This window comes from Mycetocola miduiensis, assembly GCF_900115155.1.
GTDB lineage: Bacteria > Actinomycetota > Actinomycetes > Actinomycetales > Microbacteriaceae > Mycetocola_A > Mycetocola_A miduiensis.
Map to the genome: position 1 here is coordinate 128,865 of NZ_FOVM01000001.1, position 20,852 is coordinate 149,716.

Below are 20,852 nucleotides of genomic sequence, written 5' to 3' on the forward strand. Positions count from 1 at the left end.
GAATCAGCGCGCGCCGCCGCCACCAATCACCAGGCGCGGTGTGCCGACCCAGGCGTCCGGGCTCGTCGAATTGCGGCCATCTACGAGGAGGCGAATGCCAGGAAGGTCCGCGGCGGTCAGCGCCTGGTATTCGAGATGGTCGGCCTGCACGATCGCAAGGTCTACCTCGTCACCAATCGTGTAGGGCGTGAACCCGAACCGCTCCAGCTCGTCATCCGAATACAGAGGGTCGTGCACCGATACGCTCGCCCCGCGTGCCGCGAGAGCGTCGACAGTGGGGAACACCCCGGAGAATGCGGTCTCTTTAACGCCACCACGGTACGCAGCCCCCAGGACAACAGCGCGCATCCCGGTCAGGTTTCCTAATACACTCGCCGCCTGTTCGACTACCCGGTCCGGCATGGAGGCGTTCAAGGTGCGGGCTGTGCGTACGATCTCCGCGTCCTGGTCTGTGGAGAGGTACAGTCGCGGGTACACCGGAATGCAGTGCCCACCCACTGCGATTCCGGGCCGATGAATGTGCGAGTAAGGCTGGGAGTTGCAGGCGTCGATTACCGAGTAGACGTCGATCCCAACGGTGTCGGCAAAAAGCGCGAACTGGTTCGCTAGACCGATGTTCACATCTCGGAACGTCGTCTCGGCCAGCTTTGCCATCTCCGCTGCTTCGGCCGAGCCGAGGTCCCACACCCCATTCGGGCGGGGCAGGTCCGTCCGCTCATCAAACGTCAGAACTGCCTCATAGAACTCGGTCGCCCGCCGCGCTCCCTCAGCGCTGAGCCCTCCGACAAGTTTTGGGTACTTTTTCAAGTCAGCGAAAACTCGCCCCGTGAGCACTCGCTCTGGGGAGAAGACCAAGTCGAAGTCGATGCCTTCGACCAACCCGGAGCCTTCCTCCAGCATCGGCTTCCACCGGGTCCGGGTGGTTCCCACCGGCAGGGTCGTCTCGTAGGACACCAGGGTGCCGGGGGTCAGGTGCTCTGCCAGTGATCTCGTCGCGGCATCCATCCAGGCGAAGTCCGGTGCCCAGGTCGAATCGTTCACGAACAACGGAACCACCAACACCACCGCGTCAGCACCCGGGATCGCGTCGGCGTAATCCGTGGTCGCCCGCAGCTTCCCGGCTGGCACCAGTGCGGACAGTTTCTCCTGCAGCTGCGCCTCACCCGGGAACGGTTCAATCCCCTGGTTCACCAGGTCCACCGTCGACGGGTTCACGTCGACCCCGATGACCTCGTGCCCCGCGTCCGCGAACTGGACCGCGAGGGGAAGACCGATTTTACCTAGAGCAACTACCGCAAGACGCATGGGGTCAACTCTAAATGACGCGAGACAACGCCTTGACCGAACGCCGTTTCGAGCGGGCCGCCTGCGCCATCGATACCGAGCAACGTCTACCGATAGCACGGTCGATAACTATCTCGTGACCGGCAACCCACGTCACAGCATCAGTTTTGGAGCCGAGCCGCAAGGTCGCGAAGAGCGGCCGGACTGGGGTAGGTGATGAGCACCGCTTTGTGCTTTCCGTTAAGGACGAAAAAGCTACCCGCAGCCGCAGCGGACGCGCCGCTACGGATCACTGCTTCAACGTCATCGAGCGACCCAGCCCCACCCAGAGCAATGACGGGGACGTCGTTGCTCTCTGCAATTTCCTTCACTACTTCGAGGTCGTAGCCGCCACCCGTCCCGTCCCGCGTTATCGAAGAGACCAACAGCTCCCCTGCGCCGTTGTGAACTGCCATCTCTGCCCAAGGTGAGGGAGCGGATCCTGTCTTTCGTCTGCTCCCATTTGTATAAACGTGCCGCCGGCCCAACGGGTCTCGCTTGATGTCGACACTCACGACAACGCTTTGTGACCCCACCGCATCGGCTATCCGTCGAACTAGCAGTGGGTCTTTCGCAACCGCAGAGCCCAAAATGACCTTCTCTACGCCCACGGCAAGCACGCGCGTTGCATCTTCCACGTTTGAAATTCCGCCCCCGTACGCGACAGGCATGAACGCTTCTGATGCGAACTCCTCCAAGGCCGACAGACTTGTGATGGCACCGCGTTTGCTCGCATCGATATCGACGACAACGAGTTCATCAACCTGTTTTTCATTAAAAATCTTGACAGCATTAATCGGGTCGCCCACATACAGCGGGTGCTTGAACTTCGATGTCTTCACCAGATAGCCGTCGCTGATCTGGAGGACGGGTATGACTCTTGGGATCACGCGCGGAAACCTGCGAAGTTTCTTAGTAAGTCCATGCCGTACCTGTGGCTCTTCTCGGGATGAAATTGAGCTCCGAAGACGTTCCCGCGACCGATCATTGACGGAAACATCTCGCCGTACTCAGTTTCCCCGAAAATGTCAGTGTCGTTCTCGCAGACTGCATGGTAGCTGTGCACGAAATAGAAGCGGTTGTCGGTCTCCAAACCTGCCAACAATGGGTTCTCGGCACGAGGGATTACAGCGTTCCAACCCATGTGTGGCACCCGGCGCTTAGCTTCAGGCGCGAACGAGAATCGCTTGCTACGGCCCGGGATTAATCCGAGGCCTTGTCGTTGGCCCTCCTCGCTCGAGTCAAGGAGGAGTTGCATGCCGAGACAAATCCCGAGAATAGTGCCACCCGAGCGCGCATACCCACGAATCGGCTCTGCGAGGTCCAACGCATCGAGCTTCTCAATGGCATGATCGAATGAACCCACGCCGGGCAGAAGAAGTTTTGTCACCTCCGTGAGCTGATCAGGCGTCCGTATGGTCGTTGCCTTCACGTCGATGTGTCGAAGCATATTGAGAACAGAGCCTAGATTCCCGACGCCGTAGTCCAGTACGCCGATCACCTCGGAACGGCTCAATGCCGCGTTCCGTTCTTGCAGGACAAGCGCGAGCGAACTCTCAAGAGCAGGTCGAAAAGCCATTCTTGGTTCGGATATTCCTTGTAGTCCTTCCGTGCCGAGCGAACGAGTGCGTCTAGTTCGTCGGTTGATATTCCGAGCTTCTTCGCAATGAACTTGTGGTCGTCGGCCTTTAGAGAGGCGTCGTAAGGCTCCATCTCCAGTTCTTCTAATGCCTGGTCCCTTGAGATCTGATCCGCGTTGATCAGCGAACTCAAGTGAGCGCGCCTCTTGTCAAAACCAAACTTGGTCGGAAGATAATATCCCTGGAAGTAGCGGGTGAAGACAGACTCGTGGTGCTTGCCCCCGTAGTCCCGCCAGCCCAGTTTCTCAGATATGGCCTTCTTCGCATCGGTCTTGACGTACGGCATGAAGTTCAGGAACTTCACGGTTTGAATCCGTCGCACTCGCTGGTACCAAAAATACCGCCGAAGGATCCCCATCACTGGATAGCTCTTCAATCGGCGGGACCCAAAGCGACGATGTATGGCCTTCAGCTGAACTGCGTCCGCGGAGTTATAACCCCACGATTTCGGCAGAATCGACTCGGTCGCCAAATTGCTGCCTGAGAGGATGTACCGAATACCGTACTTAGATGCTTGGCGGTACGCTACCGCAGGAAATGCGTGATCCGTAGGGGTGTCAGAATTCGCAACGGATGACCTGAGGAACGCTAGCTGTAAGTCACGCATTTCGCGCCAGTCCACGACGTCCGTGTAGAGGTCAAGATCCAGCTTGCTAACGATGCCTTCGACGTTGCTCACTGCGAGTTCCGAGTTCCATCCGCTATCAAAGTGGACGGCAAGCGGCCGAAGCCCCAGCTGGATCGCTTGAAGTGCGACATAAGAACTGTCTACCCCGCCGCTGACCCCCACGATGCAGTCGTACGCTTTGCCCGCGCCAGCTGCCTTGATTCGACCGACTAGGGCCTCCAGCTCGTGCTGCCTTCCACCCTTCTGAGCTGACTCAACAGTGGCTCGCAGCTTCTCGTCATAGTGAACGCAGTAGCGACAAAGACCAGTTTGATCGAACCAAATCGCCGTATCTGTTGTGTCCATCACGCAACGAGTGCAGACCTGATATCGAGCAGCCGTTGTCAACGCATCTCCTTGGATATTGGACGGCAAGGCGAACCCTTCGTGGTAGAAACTCACCGCCAGCAAACTTATTCAACAGTAGCCGCCAGAATATCTTCACCAAGCCACCGAGAGCGGCCTGTGCAGCCATCCTTGCGATGTCGACTAAGTTTGCTTCCGAAGCCGCAACAACCGGGGAGCAAGCTTGATTGGGTCTAGAACGCGAGGCTCGAGGCCCGGTGGCGTCGTTGTGCGGATGGTCTCGGGCAGTGTGCTCGGCCTGGGGTCCCGGATGCGGTCTCGCCTCTGGTGGCCCACCTCTGCGCCTCTGGTGGCCCACCTCTGCGCCTCTGCTGGCTTCGGCTCGCTGGTGATCAGCAAGGTTCGCGGATATGAAACGTACATCTCCGGTGGATCAAACGGCACGAAATGACTCCGGTAACTCTTGAGCCACACGCAGCAGCCGATGGAGCAGGTGAAGTTCTCCTATGCTCCATCGGCATTTCATAGTCAAGGACCACAGTGACTCAGAATCAAAAATTAGCCATCGGGCCCCTCAACCAGGCTGGCCAAGGCCGTGCCTGGGCAAACGCGGTGAGTTCGCATCTGGGCATTGATGCGCGCTCGATTGCCAGAGATGGACTGATTTCGGCGCGGCTACGAGGCGTACAGATGAATGGTCGAGCACATTCGACTATCCCCCATCCGCGAATCACCCCGCCCATGCTGCGGACAGTCTGGACTCGGGCCGTGCTCGGTGGGACAACGCATTTGCTTAATGAGTCGAACATTTCTCTGCTCAAGCATCCACGCGCTCATCAATTTAGTGACGAGGTCCTCGACTTTCAGCGCCGCGGTGTTCGGATGGCCGTCGTGTTCCATGGCAGCGAAATTCGCGACCCAGAAAGACACAAAGAGGCGTTCGAATACTCGTACTTCAAGGATGCCCCGCAGGACTGGGTCGATAATTTAGATCGAATCGTCCGGCGGAACCGAACGTTCGCCGAGGATTCAGGATTGACAATGTTCGTCACCACTCCTGATCTGCTGGATCACCTTCCCGGTGCCAAGCTGCTTCCCTTGGCGATCGACACATCCGGTTGGAACCAGACTGCCGCCGCGGATTTTGAAACTGGTCGCCCTCGAGTGCTGCACCGTCCGAGCCGCAGCGACCCACCCATCAAGGGCACGCAGTACATTCACCCGATACTCAGCAAGCTTGCAGATGAAGGGCTAATTGAATATGTGCACACACATGAAGTTCCGCACGCCGATATGTTCATGCTGTTGAACCAGGTCGACATCGTCGTAGACCAAATACAAACCGGCGCCTACGGGGTCGCGGCAATCGAAGCTATGGCAGCGGGAAGGCTCGTGGTCGGCAATGTTACCCCGGGCGCCGCCGGCGTATTCGGTTCCAACGTCCCGATCGTGAACGCTACGCCGGTGACCTTCGAAGAAGTAATGCGCGACTTGCTCGCTTACCCCGAAACCGCGAGAGTCACTGCAGCCAGCGGAAAGGAATACGTCGCGAAATGGCATAGCGGTATTGCTTCAGCTCGCTCACTTCAGGGGTTTCTAGAGAACAGTTGAGCCTCGCGCTTCGCGTACGACTCGAGTTGCCGGTTGAAGTCCAGCCGCAACCCAGATCCCACTTACTCAGAGCACGATTCGGGCTGAAGAATGCAGTTCACCGGTGGCGACTCCATCGGCTGTCTCGTCGATGGCAAGACCAACCAGTAGCAGTAGAGCCAGGAATAGCCAGGACGACGACGGTTCCAAGAACGAACTGTTCATAACAGTAAAGATCGGAAACGCACTGGTCAGAGTCACAAGCAACAGGCCTCCAACTCGCATTGAGCTATGGGTCTGGCGAGTGGAAAAGGTCTTCCAACCAATCAGCAAGAGCGTGATTAGAAGCAGCGCGAATGGCGCAAAAACGAGGATGCCAAATTGGGACAAGATCTCCATTACACCGCTATGTGGGCTCTCGATTCCCATCGTTGGGTGGTCCCCCGACCCGCCAGCCATGGCTGCTTCGAACCCGCCCATCCCGACCCCCATCAGATACGAATCAAGCCAAAACCCGTAGCCGTTTTGGATGAGACTCATACGAACCATCATGGAACTCTCCTCGAAAATTCCGTAGATGAAGGCTTGCAATTGAAATCCGTCACCAAAGGCAAAGGGTCGCAGAAGCGACTGAACGGCAAAGTCGAATGCGACCGGAAACAACAGAGCTGCTAGAGCGACTCCTCCCGCGGCAACGGCAGCCCACTTGGCCCGAACAAACGCAACAGCGAAAACCGCACCGACCGCGATAAGAATCAAGAGTCCGATCCTGCTGCCGGTCGCCAGCATTAGGACCGGCACCGAGGCCATCGCGCCTAGGTACAACAGTTTCCACGTCTTCTGCGTCGCAGCGGACCTCCCGAGCGTCAGGACCGGGAAGGAGACGAGCAGGAAGAAGGCGTAGTTGTTCGGGTTGGAAAACGTGCTTGCGCTTCCGAGGCCTTCGAGGATCGGGTTGGCCGCCTCCTGCCGGTAGTAATTCCCAAATGGAATGCCGAAGAGGATCTCACGCGCCGCCACCGCGGCAGTTGCACAGAACGCCAGTAGCCAGCCGGCGAGAAAAACACGCAATGCATGTCGCGTCGATCTCGTCCCCACAATCGCGACGATGAACAAGATTCCGAAGAGGAGCGAACCCGCCTCCGGCCACGTGTACACCGACGCACCGCGCAGCAGCAGTAGCAAAAGAGCCACGATGATCCAAATCACTGCGAGGACCCTGGTGACAAGTACGACCGCTGACCCGTCTACACGCCGCCAAGGAAGCGAAGTTGCAACAAGAAGGAGAACCGCGAGTCGAAACCCGAAAATCGGCCCCACAATAGCAATGGCGGGACCGAAACAACCGAGCACTGGAAGGATGAAGATTAACCAACGCTGAGCTCGAGGCAGTCTTCGGCCGCCCTTTTCCATACCGTGCGGGGACGCGCTAGCAGATTCTAAGTCGACTTTCATCTTCGCTTTTCCCATCAAGCGCCCCGTCGGCCGAGAAGGTCGACGAGCAAGCGGGCAATTTGTTTTACATCCCTGGACCTGACAGCGCACCAAACAACAAGGAACAAGGCTGCAGCAATAAGAAGGCCCCAATCAGGTAGATCAGCAGCCCTCACGGAAAATGTGATCGTCAAGACGCTGGCAAGTGCCCCCAAAAGCACCATTGTCTGCACGAACCAATGTTGACGCTGCCTTCGCCAAACCAAGACATAGGGTGCCCCTGAGATTATCATCGCCCCTAACAGATAGCCCGCCGGCACAGAGTATCCCGGTGCCGTACCGCCCAAGAAAACCCACGTGGAGGCTCCGACAGCGAAGCCCAGAAGGCTTGAGAAAGCCGAAACCGCCATACCGCGATTCGACTGAGTCGTCAGGAAGTTGACCGACGGCACCGCAACTGTAATCAGCACGACCGCTAGGAGCAGAAGAATTAAGATTTGGGAAGTGTTCTCGAATTCACGACCCCAGACCAGCATGGTCAGTGGTTCTGCCAGTATTGAAATGCTGCCAAACATGGCGATCATTACCGTGATAAGTATCCGCGTCGCATTGTTGGTTCGCCTGTTGAGCGCGAGCAAGTCATTCCGTCCATGGTCGCCTGCCATAGCAGGGAACAAGGCCAGCGCGATGGCACTGGCGATGAGTGTGACCGGCGTCGTCAAGGTCAACGCAGCGGCATATTGACCCGAGTAATGAAGGCCGTTGGTCGCGGTTGCTACCAGAATAGAGCTTTGCAGGAAACCGGAACTCGAGACTGTCCCCACAATTCCGAGCAACATGAACCGATCAATCTCTCGACGAATCGCTTCCCTCGCGATTGGGACTCTCCCACGCGGCCATGAAACCAAGACAAAGATTAGGGTGATCGCGGCGAGAGGAACTAACACCCACACATTGCGCACCCCAGCGAGTACAAGCACAACAACCGTGACGAGGCTCCCGAGGCTCGCCAGAACATCCCATTTGACGAGACGAGATACCTGCCCCGTCCCGTAATGAACACCACGGATGAACGTTTGGCTACACATACTGACTACAAGCAGACCTGTAACCCAAGCAATAGCAGGGTCCGCGGGTCCAACATAGAGACCAATCGCGGTTACGATGACGAGCAGAACCACGGTGGCCTGGAACGTGCGCGCGCCAATGAACTTTGTCACGGCCTTCGCGCTCTCGACGTCTTCCCTCGCTCTGTAGAAAGCGACATACTTGCTTGCCGCGCTGCCTGCCGACGTCGGCAGAAAAAGTGTGGCGAGTGTTGCAGTCGATAGGACGTTCTGCACCAAGCCAAGGAGTTCTGGGCCACCGAGGCGACCAAGCACCACGTTTGTGACGATCCGTGATCCTCCTAGAAGCAAAGTTGAAAATAGCCCCAGGACTCCATTCCGGCCGGCCCCGACTGATGAAACCCCGTCGAACCGAATCGGTTCAAGCGACATGGGTAATCCCACTCGCGAGTGACGAGCGAGTCGCAATCCTGTCGTAGAGGCGGAGTAGCGCAGCCGATTCGCTATCCCAATTCAGTTCGCCGCGCGATGCCCTCAGCGCGTTGCGACCCTCGGCCGCGAGCCTGTTAACATCCGTCTCATATTCGGCAATGGCAGCCGCAATGCTCTCGGGGTTGGTCTGGTCCACCAATGTTCCGCACTCGTTCGCCTCAACAATTCGACGCCAAAGCGGGAAGTCTGACGCGATCACAGGCATTCCAGCTGCCAAGTACTCGAACAACTTGGTGGGCAGCGAATCAACGTAGGCCGCATTTGCCTGCAGCGTCACGAGGCCTATCCGAGCGCCAGACACGATGTCTCTTGCTTCATCAGGGGAGACAACCCCGTGGTAGTTTACGATCCCCCACGCCGGGTGGTTCCTCATTCGGACTTCAAGTTCCGCAGGCACTATGCTTCCGGCAAGTTCAAGTGTCCACCCGGTCGGGAACGCGTCGCTCGCCAGGGCATCGAGCATTTGAAGCGCTCCGCGTGACTCACTCATAGCGCCGACATAGACAAGCTTTTTCTGGCGCGTCTCAACAGCCGAGTTGTTGCTATCGGCGTCTCGGATCCGCGGGTAGTTGCGGATCACAGTGACCTTGGAAGGCGAATAGCGGTCCGCGATTCGCTCGGTTGCAGCGACGACGTGATTGGCTACGCCGGAGACTTTCACGACGAGTAGTGATAGTCGCGAGACCGCCGCGCGCATCACCATCGGGATGTAACTCTTATCACGCAACTGTGACGGCAGGTCCTCGTGGGCGTCATAGATCACTGTCTTTCGAAGAACGCGCAACAACGGAATCGCCCAGATAAGTTCTGGATCGTGTAAATGTACTATTTGTGCCCGCGTTCGAAGTCCCGCGATAACAGCAGAAATCGACCCAATCAAAACTCTGTTTGCGCGGCTCCGTCGCCGTTGCCGGACAGCCTTTACGCCGGTCTCAGGCGCGGATAGGCGGTTGTCCACCGCAACCAGGTGGACATCGTAGCCAGCCTCTGCGAGCGTTCTGGCTTCGCGTTGATGAATGCGAATGTCGGTCCATGGATGAGCGGAACTCACATGCACGACTCTCGTTGCCGCTCGTTGAGCCGCAGACGCGTCCAGTTGCGCGGGCTGAGTCATTCGTTGCTCCTAGCAGGCGATGAAATGTGAGGCCTCTCGACAACCGCGTTCAGGGCCCCGTCAAGATCCTCCGACAGACGGGCGTAGTCGAAGTACTCACTGACGTGTCGACGAGCCCCCGTGCCCCAATCCACACGTTGCTCATGTGACGCTTCCACGACGGTTTGCATTGCTTTTGCAATTGCGCTCGGGTCATTAGCAGGCACCGTAACGCCACCGCCTGCGTCTCTTACGGGGTTATTTGCAGCATTGCTCGCAATAATGATGGGTCGCGAAGCGGCCATGTAGTCGAACAGTTTGTTCAGACTAATTCCGTATTTGTACAGTTCAAGATCGAGGAGGTTCAGAACCAGACAGTGCGCTTCGCCCGCGATTCTTGGAATTTCGGATTTCGGCACGGCGTCGACGAAGACTAATTCGTCCCGGCACTCGAGGCTGGCCGCCAGCTCACGCAACGCACCTCGACGCGGGCCGTCGCCGATGAGCATTAGGCGGGACTCTTGGTCGGAACTGTCCCGAAACATTGCATAGCCCTGAACAATAGCTTCAAGCCCGTTTGCCCCACCGTGAGCACCAAAATACATGAATGTAAACGGGAGCGACGTGGGGGGTTCGCTCGGCGGGAAGGCATCAACGTCGGTCCCGTTCGAGATCCATACCACCTTGTCGCGGCTGACACCCTGGCCAGCCAGGTAGTCGGCGGCAAATGGCATGAGAACGATGATGGTTTCTGCCGACTTACAGAGGTGGCGCTCGAGAATTCGCATCAGGTAAGCAGGCAATCCGCCGCTCCGAAGTTTCCCCATATCGATAAGCGTCTGAGGCCACAGGTCGCGGATCTCAAACACAAATGGCACACCGTAGCGTCGGGCCATGACACTTGCCGCCCAGGCTGCCAAAGGGTGCACCGTGCTCCCCACGATCACATCCGGCGTAGCGAGTCCAGCGACTGAGCGCTTTCGGAGCAACGCGATCGAGAATTGAAGCATGCCGAGTACCCGGCCTACGCCGTTGCCTTTGTAAGTGGATGTGCGGAGCCACCTAAATGTGACGCCCAGATGTTCAGTCGTCAGAGACCGCTCGTTCTTGCCAACTCGCTGCAAGTCTGTATTGTGACCAGCGCTCGCGGCAATGAGACTCACTGCCCAGCCCAACCTCGCGAGGCCCGCTGCTAGTGAGAAGTGCCGGGAACCGGAAGCCGTATCTCGAGGATCAGAAATATAGTGGTTCACAATCCATACGGATTTGTACATTTTCTTCATTTCTTTGGGTCTTTCCATTGAGTAGCGGTCTGCCCGCAAGAAACGAGGAATCGAGTCCAAGCGCCGACGATTGATCATCGCGCGGGAACACCTTTCACCGTTACCCGAGAGGGAACATCGCGAACGACGCAGGCGGCCGCACCTACGGTGGCGAAGGGCCCTACCTCAAGACCTTGAAGCACGACTGCCCCCGCCCCAACGAGCGAGCAGAGCCCCACGCGCACATCGCCAGATATGATGGCGCCGGGATTGATCGACGCGAAGTCCTCGATGATTGAATCATGTCCCACAGTCGAATTGGGGTTGAGGTGAACGTGCTCAGCGATTGAGACATTCGTCGAAATTTGGGCTCCGGCACAAATGATGCTGCCTTGGCCGATGGTCGACTGTTCACCGATCCCCACGGATGGATGAACGAGAGTGGCGGCGTCATAGCCGGCGCTGGTCCACCTTTCGACTATTCGGGATCGCACCGAGGGATCCCCTACACCGACAACAAATTGTGCGGACCTGCGCGAATTGAACCACTCGTCTTCGGTGCCCAGGTACCTGACACCCCGAGCGTCCAATCGACCTCGGTTGGATTCGCTCAAGTTCGAATCGACAACCCCGACGAGTTCGAAAAACGGTTCGACAGTGGCGCGATTGATCGCAACGACTACGTCAAGCGCTTCACGCCCAAACCCGCCGGCACCAATGACAATCAGTGGTGTAGTCACTAGGCCGTCACATCCGTCGTCGTTCCGAGGAATTCGGTCGTCGTCGCCTGGCCCACGGCAGAGACTCCGTTTCGTCGAAGCACGCTTGACACGGTTGCTCGGAGAATCTGCAGGTCGAGCTTGAAGGAGCGGTTGTCGACGTAGTCGATGTCGAACGCAAACTTCTCTTCCCAGCTGAGAGCGTTTCGCCCATTTACCTGTGCAAGACCAGTTACGCCGGGCCGGACTTCATGTCGCCTCGCCTGTTCTGGCGAGTAGCGATCTAAGTACGACGTGAGAAGCGGCCGCGGGCCTACCAGACTCATGTCCCCTTTGACGACATTGGACAACGTGGGCAGTTCATCGAGGCTGGTGGCTCGCAGAAAGCGCCCGAGGCTCGTGAGGCGGGCTGCATCCGAACTCACACCTTCGTCGACGGCAGCCGGTCTCATCGTACGAAATTTCACCATGGTGAAGACATCGCCATGCAGGCCGGGGCGCGGCTGACGAAACAGCACTGGTCTGCCGAGCCGAACGGCGACCGCAACGGCAACCACAGCTTGAATCGGCAATGACAGGATGTAGAGCGCGAGTGCAACTAAAACGTCGAAGACACGCTTCTTCATGTCGTACCGCACACGGACCGCTCTTTCGTTCACCGCGCGGTCTCCACGAAATCCCTGATCGTCGCCAATACGTGCTCGATCTGATCGTCGGAGAGCGCAGAACCGCTCGGCAAGGTCATCCCAGTTTCAAATAGACGCTCCGCCGATCCGTTGACGGTAGCTGAGGCGTCTTGGAATACCGGTTGCAGGTGCATGGGTTTCCAGAGCGGGCGGCTTTCGATGTTCTCAGTGGCAAGGGCAGCGGTCAATTCGCTGGGGATCCAGCCGGTGCCACTTGCGTCTACGAGGATCGATGTCAACCAGACGTTGTCCTCTGAATCGTCCTCTCCGCCGAAGACCTCAACCCCGTCAACTCGTGCGAAGAGGTCTCGGTAGCGGTCTCGAATCGAGCGCCTCCGCGAAATCATCGCGTCGAGGCGAGACAGCTGGGCCCGGCCAAGTGCGGCAAGAAGATTACTCAATCGGTAGTTGTAGCCGATATCTGTGTGCTCGTAATGCACGACCGGCTGACGCGCCTGGGTGGCGAGGTAGCGCGTGTGCTTCGCCAGTGATTCGTCATTCGTCAGAAGCGTGCCTCCACCGGACGTTGTCATGATCTTGTTGCCATTGAAGGAGACAATTGATGCATGTCCGAAGGAACCGGCAGCTTCTCCACGGTGGGTTGCGCCGAGGGATTCGGCCGCGTCGCAGAGAACCGGAACCCCGTACTCGGCGGCGATGGCCAGGATGGTCGTGTAGTCAACGGTCTTGCCAAGAAGGTCCACCGGGACGATGGCGGTTGGCTTCACGCCGTCTTGCGCGAATTGCTCCAGAGCCCGACGGAGGAGGCTGGGATCCATATTGCCGGACTCGGGATCGCAGTCGATGAAATGAGGCGAAGCGCCTGCATAGACGATGGCGTTGGCGGTTGCGGCAAACGTCATGGTCGACGTCAGCACTACATCGCCTCGTTTGACACCGAGACCGAGCAGGCCCAGGTGAAGGGCAGCGGTGCCGGAGCTCAACGCGACGGCATGGTCCACTCCCACGCGCTCGGCGAGTTCACGCTCGAACGCATCGACGTCGGGGCCTAACGGTGCGATCCAACCCGAACGAATCGCCGCCACGACGTATTGCTCTTCCAACTCCCCGACATCGGGAGACGACATGTAGATACGTTCGTTCATCGAACATTCCCCACCGGCAGACGTTCAATAACGGTCGTGTCGTTGTATCGAGGAGACGCAAACATCCGTTCCTCCCACCCCTGCTTGTCGAGCCGCGAGGGGGAGATGCCTCCGACGCGCGCGTGCGAGATCTTCGGGTGAAGAGGGCGTTCATCTGTCTCGTTTTGGCCGATAAGTTCCTCGTGAAGTTTTTCGCCTTGTCGGAGGCCGGTGTAGATGATTTCGATATCCTTGCCGGACATAGAGATCATCCGCTGCGCTACATCGAGGATCCTGACCGGTTCTCCCATGTCGAGGATCAGGACCTCACCGGCACTACCGATGCCGCCCGCCTGAACGACTAATTGACAAGCCTCTGGAATAGTCATGAAGAATCGCGTTACATCAGGGTGCGTGACGGTGAGCGGGCCACCAGACTCGATCAGCGATGTGAACGTCGGAAGCATGGAACCTCTGCTGCCGATCACGTTACCGAAGCGGACGGACAAGTACGTGCGACCAGTTTCTTCAGCCATCCAGGCGGTCAGCTTTTCAGCGACGCGCTTGGAATGGCCAAGGACGCTTGTCGGATTCGCCGCTTTGTCTGTTGAGATGTTGACAAACGTTTTCACTCCCACGGAGCGAGCGGCTTCCAACACGTTGAGTGTGCCTAGGACATTTGTCTTCCACGCTTCATCGGGGTACTGCTCGAGCATCGGCAAGTGTTTGAGCGCCGCCGCGTGGAACACGACATCGGGCTTACGCTCGTGGAAGATCCGTGCCAAAGCGGGTTGGTCGCGGATATCAGCGAGGACGACATCTCTCGTGTCAAGAAGGCCGTGTCCCGAAATGCCGAGTTGTGCTCCCTGCAGTCCAGTCTCATCACGGTCGAGCATGATCAATTCACCAGGGTTGTACTTGGCGATCTGACGGCAAAGTTCGGCGCCGATGGATCCCCCTGCACCAGTGACGAGGACCTTCTTGCCCCCGAGGTATCCAGCAATGGTGTGGACCTCAGTGTCTACTGGGTGCCGCCCGATTAGATCTTCAATCGATATGTCGCGCATGTCGGCAAGGCTCGTTTTGCGCTCCAGCAACTTCTCCAGCGGAGGCAAGACTTTCACCCGAAGACCGGCTGCCGTCGCGGCATCAGAGATCTTTCGAATAAGTACGGAATCTGCCCGCCCGATGCAGATAACGAGTTCAGTTGCGCGTGTTTTCTCTACGACTTTGTGCAGATCGTGAAACGTCCCAATCACCCGCACGCCACGATGCTGAGCATTTGATTTCAAGGGATCGTCGTCGATGAGTCCGACGGGCAGGAACTGCGAAGACGGGTCGCTGAGCATGCGACGGACGAGCGTGGAACCGAGATACCCGGCTCCGTAGATGATCGTTCGGTTGGCTTCACTGCCGGGCCTGTGCTTGTGCTCGACGTAAAGCCGTTTGGCATATCGCACTGCGAACATGAGTATGAGTGCAATGGGGAACGCGATGACGGTGGCACTGCGCGCGATGTCGACTACTGGCCCAAAGAGAAGCACAGGGACGCTGAGTATCGCGAAGACGCAAAGCGCCGCGAACATGAGGGCGCGCACCTCTTCAAAGCTGCCATAGGTATACCGGCCCTTATAAAGGGCGTAGCCCCACCCGACCACGAACTGAAGCACCAACGCAAGAACCACCAGGCCGAAGAGCGCAGGCCACCCGATTTCCGCAAGCATGAACTCGTACCGGAAGACGACGGCAAGAACTAGCGCGACTGCCCATGCAGCGGCGTCAAGCAGGAATTGTGCGCCGAATCGCACCAGCGGCACTTCACCGTTCCGACGTTCGACGCCGTCTTTGTCGCTCAAGTCAGGATCTGAATCCACGTCTCTCCCCCATCGGTAGATTGTGCAAAATTGTCGCCAGCCCAAAGCCAAAGTGCGTTGTCACCGGCAGCTGCCAAGGATGTCTGACCGGATGGCGCTGCTTCCCCAAAGCAACCCACCGGCTCACTTGGTTCCCCACCGGCCAGCATGACGACTGAGGTGCCGACGCAGCCTCCTTGCGCGGCGACGGCGATGACATAGCCATCAGCCGATGCGTCAATCGCCACCGCGCCAGGGACGGAAATAGTGCTCGACCACTCAGCGCCGCCATCGCTTGTTGCGAATAGCGCCTGATCTGCACAGAGCGCGACGGCCTCCGAGGAGGATCGGGTGGCGATCGCAACGACCGATTCGCAAGGAGCGGCCACAGTGCCGTCGGGCGCATGAATGTTGCCGCGGTCAGCCGGGTCTACATACCAATAGGAGCCAAGGTTCGAGGAGTAGTCCTCCCACGCTTCACCTGCCACGAATGTGCCGACGAGCTGGGGCGCACATTCACCGTCGAGGGTTACAACATGTGCTTCAGAAGTCGAACCCAGAGCCACTCGAACGAGTGTGTTTGCGCCGGTTGCGCGTGCTGGGTCCACAACGGCCCAGCTCTCACCACCGTCATTCGTGTACTCCAACTCAGACAGCCCATCGGGGCACGTGCCGACCACCCCACGCCACGCCACGTCGACACTGATCGCGGCGAGTAAACGCTGCGAAACGGCGACAGTGGGGGCAACGGTAAGCGTTGGAGTGACAGAAGGGGTCGGCGTAGTCGACGCAGAAGCGGTCGAGGATAGCCTGAGCTCACCCGTTGCAGTCCGGGCACTGTTGGCATTTAGCGCGAACGCGACCAGAGCGATATCGAACAGAAGGAACAAAGAAAGCGCAAGAATCCACCATCGACGGCGCCCTTCGCCATTATGACGACGGACGAACGCTCTGTTCGTACCCACGAAAGCCTTCCTAGACCGCGGCCGCCGCGCGCTCGAACAACGCGAGCGCGCCTTCGACAGCTGGTACCAACTGCTGGCCGGAGAGCGTATAGACGTCATCTAAACGTCGGTACGGGTCAACCACATCGTCGTCATCGGCGTTCAGTAACGGAGTGACGACCCCACGCAGCGACGCCGCTGCTTCGATGGCGGCGGCGAATCGACCCGCGACGTCATCCCGGGAAAGCAACGCCGCATCTGTCAGATCGGCGTCAGTGATCTCCGCGGCGATTCTCGCGAATTCGCGAATGGTGAAGGTATAGCGAGAGGCGCGAGGGTGAAGCTGCACAATCGCACGACGATGCTCGCGAGACATCGCGAACACAACGTCCGCGTCGCGGATCTGTTGTTCGTTGAGTTCACGTGCGACATGATCAGCGGCATCCGTGACACCGAAACTTGCTGCGAGACTGAGGGCGCGTTGGTCCATCGGTTCGCCAACCAGTCCGACGGTGCCCGCGCTGCTCACCGTGACGCCGGGATACGCATTCAGGCCGGAGCGCAGGAGCTGTTCTGCCATCGGCGAGCGGCAGATATTGCCGGAGCAGACTGTGAGAATTGTGAAATTTGCCACTGCTACTCCATCCTCGCGTCGCGGAGCGTCCGTCGCCCTCTCACTGCCGCCATCTTGCCGAACTTCTTGCCGGCGACATGTTCGACCCCGGGTTCCGCTTCGTCGAACTTGCCGTAGCTGTACTGGCCGTATGCATAGGAGTCAGGACCCTTGGTCGGCAGCATGGTCACGACGATGCCTGCCAGGTTGCTTCCGATGCTTTCTAGCGTTCGCACGGCTGCAGCGAGCTCGTTCTTCTTGGTGCGCCCCGAAGCAGCGACCATGATGACCCCCCCAGTCAGCTTGGAGATAACGGCGGCGTCGGTGACAAGAAGCAGCGGCGGGGCATCGATGAGCACGAAGTCAAACTGTTCGGTCAAAGCACTCAGCACACGCTTCATCGCTGCGGAGCCCAGCAATTCGCTGGGGTTCGGAGGTACCCGGCCGCTCGGCAGAGCGTAAAGCTTGCCCCGGCCCCACTTCTGAAGCACGTCAGCGAGTTCAGCACGGCCGATGAGCACGTCGGTCAAACCAACGCCTCCTTCAATGCCCATGTAATCCGCGACCCGCGGCAGACGAAGGTCACCGTCGACAAGCGCGACGGATGCTCCCGTCTCGGCCAGTGCGATGGCGAGGTTGGCTGTGGTGGTGCTCTTGCCCTCGCCGGGGATGGAGCTGGTGACGACGAAGCTGCGCGGTCCCTTCTCCAAGTTGACGAACTGAAGATTGGTGCGCAGGCTGCGAAAGGACTCGGCGCGCGGGCTGCGCGGGTCGGCATGGACGACAAGAGGACGTTTCTTCGCCTCGGGGTCCAGCGCGATGCCGCCAAGGATGGAAGCCTCCGTCACCTGTTCGATGTCGTGAGAGCTGTGTATGCGGGTATCGAGGACGCTGCGCAGAATTGCGACGCCAAGTCCGATGGCCAGGCCGACCAAAAGACCCAGAATGATATTGAGCTGCACGTTCGGGCTCGAAGGCTGCGTGGGCGTTACGGCGGGCTGGATCGTCTCGATCTTCACCGGACTCGCTGTCTCCCCCTCCGGCTTCTCGAGCTGATTCGTGACCACGTCAGCGAACGTGGTGCCAACTGAATTCGCAATGGCCGCTGCCTGAACCGGGTCGGTGTGGGTGACCGTGATGTTGATGAGGACCGTGTTCAGTGGGGAACTTGCAGCAACCACCGGGGCGAGCTGTTGCGCAGTGAGATCGAGCGAGAGTTCGTCGATGACTTTGTCGAGCACCAGAGCGCTGTTGACAACATCGACATACGAGGTGACCGCCTGGCGGGCGAAGCTAGTTCCGTTCACCAGGTCGCCCGTAGCGGCGCCCTCTGAGGCACGGACGGAGACATACAGCTGCGTCGTCGACTGGTACTTCGGAGCGAGGGTCAGCGAGTATGCGGCAGTCGCACCGACACCGAGCAAGGTGCAGGCGACGATGAGAATCCAGCTTTTGTGCAGAATTCTTACGTAGTCTTTGAGCTCCACGAGTCCCCCTATTAGTCGTGTCAATCTCTAGACACATTTCCTTAGCTTTGCATATGCTTGTGGATCCTTTTGACGGAACACGAGAGTTGTCTTCTTTTGTGTTCGGCTGCCCCGGCTCGAGAGCCGCGACAATCACCGCTTCTCACGCGCGGGCGACTAAGGCAGTGACAGCTCGTTCACGTCAGAGCGCGCTCGGGAGAAGCGACTCGCTGATCTCAGCGGCTGCCCTTCGCACCACCGCGCGATGGTCGGATCGAGATTTTTCATCAGACCGAAACGACGGCCCGGCAATCGACAGCGAGGCCACAACGGTGCCATCGACGGTTATCGGTGCGGCGATAGCCCAAATGCCGTCGTCGACCTCGGAGTCGCTCTCGGAGATACCCTCGGCGGCGATCTGGTTGAGTTCGTCAACGAACGCCTTGCGGCGTTGCTCGGGCGCGAATGGGTCAGAAACCGGGGCCCCGACGGGCATTTCTGCCGGCGCGAGCGCTCAGATAGGCCTGCGGTTGCACGGTCGTAGCTCCGCCGGGGAGCGCTCGAAAGCACCCCACGGAGGGTGCGAGCCACCTACTGTCGGTACGAACTAGCCTTCGATCGGAGGAATTTCTGGCTGCTCGGGCTCCGGCTGCGGGGCCGGGTCGACCGGCGGCGCTGGTTCTGGATTCGCCGGAGGCGCTGGACTGGTCGAGCCACCACTCGGCGGAGTGGTCGCCCTCGGCCGCTGAGGAGTCTGCCGCGGAGCTTCTTCCTCGTTGGTGTCCTCGTCAGGCTCCACGGCTTCCCGCTCGAGGAGCACACGAGCATTCTCGCCCTGCAATGCGAAGGCTGCCGCGGCGTAGGCCTGGAGCTCCGTCGCGCCTGACCCGGTCTTCGCTGCGGTCGTGAACGCCGTGGCGGCCGCCGTCACGGCGTCACGCCACCGCTGGCCGGCGTCCGGGTTCACGGCGAGCAGGGAAGTCGCGGTCGCCGGAATGGTCTTGCCGAACGCGGTGAACGACTTCGTGAACGGGGCGCGAGCATCCGCTATCGCTGTCAGCGCGGCATCCAGCTCGGCCTGCGCGTCGTCGATGCGGGTCGCCTCGGCTGACACCTCGTCGAGTCCCCGTGCAATCAGGCTGAGGCTTGATTGTGCAGGCACGTCAGGGGCGACGTACGGGGTTTCGGCCGGGTCGACGACGGTGATCGTGGCGATGGCAGCGGCCATGGCGACGCGCGCGGTGTCGGCGGCGGCGCGCGCGGTCTCGTCCGAGACCCCCACCACGGCGGCGAGCGCGGCGGCCGTTGCGACGTTGAGGGCTTCGGCATCCGTCTTCGCGGTTCCGATCGCCTTAAATGTCGAGGTCAGCTTGCGGTCGGCCGTCTCGACGGTGAGCTGCCGCGCCGCATACGCTTCGAAGGCCTTCTGCTCGGGGGTGGCGGCCTGGCTCTTCACCGCGAGCAGGATGCCGACAGCCACGAGGGCAAGAACGGTGAGGATCGAGACGACGATGGTCAGGATGCTTCGCGTGCTGCGCTGCTTGTTGCCCGGGAGAAAGACGGTCGGGACCGGCTGGCTGATCCGCTCCCGCTCGGCGATCTCGGCGCTGACTTCTTTTCCGTCATCGAGAAGAAGTGTGGCCAGCTGCGCTGTTTCGGCTTCAGACGGGGTGTCGCTGACATCGGCGGCCACCGGGGTCTTCTGGAACGGCAGCGACAGCGTGAAGTTGCTGTCGTGCCCGAGCGCGGCGTCGAAGAAAGCGTCGTCACTCCCGATGAGCGCGCGGTCGGCGTCGTTGGCCTTCATGTCGGTGTCCCCCCGGCAGACCAGATCCTCGCTGCCGCCGAGTGTCACCTTATCGCGAGCGCAACCCGCGTCGACCAGTTCAGCCCCCGGACTGGGGCGGGTGCTGCGCGCTTCAGACCGGAGGGGTGAGACTGGAGACATGCAGAACCCGGAGAAGGTGTCAGCCCGTCACTCCACGATCGACGAATGGACCGAGGCGTTGGCCGAATCCACCGGTTCCCCCGGCGGCGGCGCCGCTTCCGGTGTGATGCTCGCCATCGCCTACGGCCTCACCTCGATGGTCGCTGGCTACACCGACCTCGAGGGCGATCTGTCGCGCGAGTGCGACGAGCTTCGCCAACGCGCCCGTCGGGGACGCGAAACGGCGCTTCGGCTGGCGGATCAGGATGCCTCAGCGTCGGAATCGTTCGGCAGCGCGTTCCGCCTGGAGCCCGGCGCGCAGCGGGAGGATGCCATCCGCGACGCCTCGGTCAGGGCCGCGCAAGCCTCCGCCGCCCTTGGCAAACAGGGAACCGAAGTCGTCTCCGACCTGGAATGGTTGGCGCGGCACGGCAACCCCGCACTCGTCGCCGACGTCGCTGTCGCCTCCGGAGCGCTTCGGGCGGCGATCGCCGGCGCCCGCACGAACGTGAGCTTCGACCTGGGGTCTCTCACCTCGAGCGGTGATGGGCTCTCGGACGTGCGCGACGAGCATCCGGTGTTGTGGGAGACAGTCCAGGAACTCGATGTCGTGCTCCGTCGCATCGACCGGTTGTCGGCGAAGATCGAAGGACACGTGACGGCCGCGGGTTAGATGTGCGCTTCC

General features: G+C 59.6%; 19 protein-coding genes. 2 read left to right on the forward strand and 17 right to left on the reverse strand.

The window, feature by feature from the left end:
- Nucleotides 1-3: 3 nt before the first annotated feature.
- The 4 genes from BM197_RS00610 to BM197_RS00625 form a co-directional block, all read right to left on the reverse strand.
- Nucleotides 4-1,305, reverse strand: coding sequence for a nucleotide sugar dehydrogenase (locus tag BM197_RS00610; RefSeq protein ID WP_090707915.1), 1,302 nt, complete (start codon nt 1,303-1,305; stop codon nt 4-6).
- Nucleotides 1,306-1,445: 140 nt separating this feature from the next.
- Nucleotides 1,446-2,213 carry an AglZ/HisF2 family acetamidino modification protein gene (locus tag BM197_RS00615; protein WP_090707916.1) on the reverse strand — a complete coding sequence of 256 codons (768 nt, stop codon included), beginning with the start codon at nt 2,211-2,213 and terminating at the stop codon, nt 1,446-1,448.
- Nucleotides 2,210-2,839, reverse strand: a complete 630-nt coding sequence (gene hisH, locus BM197_RS00620; protein WP_218151784.1) for an imidazole glycerol phosphate synthase subunit HisH — start codon at nt 2,837-2,839, stop codon at nt 2,210-2,212. The genes BM197_RS00615 and hisH overlap by 4 nt, the downstream gene beginning before the upstream one ends.
- Nucleotides 2,836-4,032, reverse strand: coding sequence for an N-acetyl sugar amidotransferase (locus tag BM197_RS00625; protein WP_281247376.1), 1,197 nt, complete (start codon nt 4,030-4,032; stop codon nt 2,836-2,838). The genes hisH and BM197_RS00625 overlap by 4 nt, the downstream gene beginning before the upstream one ends.
- Before the next feature lie 444 nt (nt 4,033-4,476).
- On the opposite strand from BM197_RS00625, the gene BM197_RS00630 reads away from it, so the two are divergent.
- On the forward strand, nt 4,477-5,547 hold the full coding sequence (locus BM197_RS00630) for a glycosyltransferase family protein (protein WP_143094949.1): 1,071 nt from the start codon (nt 4,477-4,479) through the stop codon (nt 5,545-5,547).
- Nucleotides 5,548-5,613: 66 nt separating this feature from the next.
- Here BM197_RS00630 and BM197_RS00635 read toward each other — a convergent pair whose 3' ends face one another.
- The 13 genes from BM197_RS00635 to BM197_RS00690 form a co-directional block, all read right to left on the reverse strand.
- Nucleotides 5,614-6,735 carry an O-antigen ligase family protein gene (locus BM197_RS00635; protein ID WP_177216665.1) on the reverse strand — a complete coding sequence of 374 codons (1,122 nt, stop codon included), beginning with the start codon at nt 6,733-6,735 and terminating at the stop codon, nt 5,614-5,616.
- Nucleotides 6,736-6,995: 260 nt separating this feature from the next.
- Nucleotides 6,996-8,459 (reverse strand): lipopolysaccharide biosynthesis protein, encoded by a 1,464-nt coding sequence (locus BM197_RS00640; protein ID WP_143094950.1) that lies wholly within the window; start codon nt 8,457-8,459, stop codon nt 6,996-6,998.
- A complete protein-coding gene (locus BM197_RS00645) occupies nt 8,449-9,633 on the reverse strand; it encodes a glycosyltransferase (RefSeq protein WP_090707926.1) in 1,185 nt (394 codons plus the stop codon). Before BM197_RS00645 ends, BM197_RS00640 begins: the two co-directional genes overlap by 11 nt.
- Nucleotides 9,630-10,895, reverse strand: coding sequence for a glycosyltransferase family 4 protein (locus BM197_RS00650; RefSeq protein WP_218151786.1), 1,266 nt, complete (start codon nt 10,893-10,895; stop codon nt 9,630-9,632). Before BM197_RS00650 ends, BM197_RS00645 begins: the two co-directional genes overlap by 4 nt.
- A gap of 74 nt (nt 10,896-10,969) precedes the next feature.
- Nucleotides 10,970-11,614, reverse strand: coding sequence for an acetyltransferase (locus tag BM197_RS00655; protein ID WP_090707930.1), 645 nt, complete (start codon nt 11,612-11,614; stop codon nt 10,970-10,972).
- Nucleotides 11,614-12,252 carry a sugar transferase gene (locus BM197_RS00660; protein WP_342714532.1) on the reverse strand — a complete coding sequence of 213 codons (639 nt, stop codon included), beginning with the start codon at nt 12,250-12,252 and terminating at the stop codon, nt 11,614-11,616. Before BM197_RS00660 ends, BM197_RS00655 begins: the two co-directional genes overlap by 1 nt.
- Complete coding sequence (locus BM197_RS00665) at nt 12,249-13,385, reverse strand: DegT/DnrJ/EryC1/StrS family aminotransferase (RefSeq protein ID WP_090707931.1); 1,137 nt, start codon at nt 13,383-13,385, stop codon at nt 12,249-12,251. Before BM197_RS00665 ends, BM197_RS00660 begins: the two co-directional genes overlap by 4 nt.
- Nucleotides 13,382-15,220 (reverse strand): polysaccharide biosynthesis protein, encoded by a 1,839-nt coding sequence (locus BM197_RS00670; RefSeq protein WP_342714533.1) that lies wholly within the window; start codon nt 15,218-15,220, stop codon nt 13,382-13,384. Before BM197_RS00670 ends, BM197_RS00665 begins: the two co-directional genes overlap by 4 nt.
- A complete protein-coding gene (locus BM197_RS16005) occupies nt 15,217-16,182 on the reverse strand; it encodes a hypothetical protein (protein WP_143094951.1) in 966 nt (321 codons plus the stop codon). Before BM197_RS16005 ends, BM197_RS00670 begins: the two co-directional genes overlap by 4 nt.
- 10 nt (nt 16,183-16,192) lie before the next feature.
- Nucleotides 16,193-16,795: an arsenate reductase/protein-tyrosine-phosphatase family protein gene (locus tag BM197_RS00675; protein WP_090707933.1), complete on the reverse strand. Its 603-nt coding sequence runs from the start codon at nt 16,793-16,795 to the stop codon at nt 16,193-16,195.
- Nucleotides 16,796-16,797: 2 nt separating this feature from the next.
- Nucleotides 16,798-18,261 (reverse strand): tyrosine-protein kinase domain-containing protein, encoded by a 1,464-nt coding sequence (locus BM197_RS00680; RefSeq protein ID WP_090707935.1) that lies wholly within the window; start codon nt 18,259-18,261, stop codon nt 16,798-16,800.
- Nucleotides 18,262-18,442: 181 nt separating this feature from the next.
- The gene (locus BM197_RS00685) at nt 18,443-18,736 is read right to left on the reverse strand and encodes an IclR family transcriptional regulator domain-containing protein (RefSeq protein ID WP_090707937.1); all 294 of its coding nucleotides are present in this window, start codon (nt 18,734-18,736) and stop codon (nt 18,443-18,445) included.
- A gap of 111 nt (nt 18,737-18,847) precedes the next feature.
- Nucleotides 18,848-20,047 (reverse strand): hypothetical protein, encoded by a 1,200-nt coding sequence (locus tag BM197_RS00690; protein ID WP_143094952.1) that lies wholly within the window; start codon nt 20,045-20,047, stop codon nt 18,848-18,850.
- A 139-nt stretch (nt 20,048-20,186) separates the two neighbouring features.
- Between BM197_RS00690 and BM197_RS00695 the strand changes: the two genes are divergently transcribed.
- The gene (locus BM197_RS00695) at nt 20,187-20,840 is read left to right on the forward strand and encodes a cyclodeaminase/cyclohydrolase family protein (protein ID WP_090707940.1); all 654 of its coding nucleotides are present in this window, start codon (nt 20,187-20,189) and stop codon (nt 20,838-20,840) included.
- The last annotated feature ends 12 nt before the right edge of the window (nt 20,841-20,852 follow it).

Excerpts from the sequence above, each read along its gene's own strand:
- BM197_RS00610 (WP_090707915.1), bottom strand. The coding sequence starts at position 1,305 with ATGCGTCTTGCGGTAGTTGCTCTAGGTAAAATCGGTCTTCCCCTCGCG.
- BM197_RS00640 (WP_143094950.1), bottom strand. The coding sequence starts at position 8,459 with ATGTCGCTTGAACCGATTCGGTTCGACGGGGTTTCATCAGTCGGGGCC.
- BM197_RS00645 (WP_090707926.1), bottom strand. The coding sequence starts at position 9,633 with ATGACTCAGCCCGCGCAACTGGACGCGTCTGCGGCTCAACGAGCGGCA.
- BM197_RS00650 (WP_218151786.1), bottom strand. The coding sequence starts at position 10,895 with ATGAAGAAAATGTACAAATCCGTATGGATTGTGAACCACTATATTTCT.
- BM197_RS00665 (WP_090707931.1), bottom strand. The coding sequence starts at position 13,385 with ATGAACGAACGTATCTACATGTCGTCTCCCGATGTCGGGGAGTTGGAA.
- BM197_RS00685 (WP_090707937.1), bottom strand. The coding sequence starts at position 18,736 with ATGCCCGTCGGGGCCCCGGTTTCTGACCCATTCGCGCCCGAGCAACGC.
- BM197_RS00690 (WP_143094952.1), bottom strand. The coding sequence starts at position 20,047 with ATGAAGGCCAACGACGCCGACCGCGCGCTCATCGGGAGTGACGACGCT.
- BM197_RS00695 (WP_090707940.1), top strand. The coding sequence starts at position 20,187 with ATGCAGAACCCGGAGAAGGTGTCAGCCCGTCACTCCACGATCGACGAA.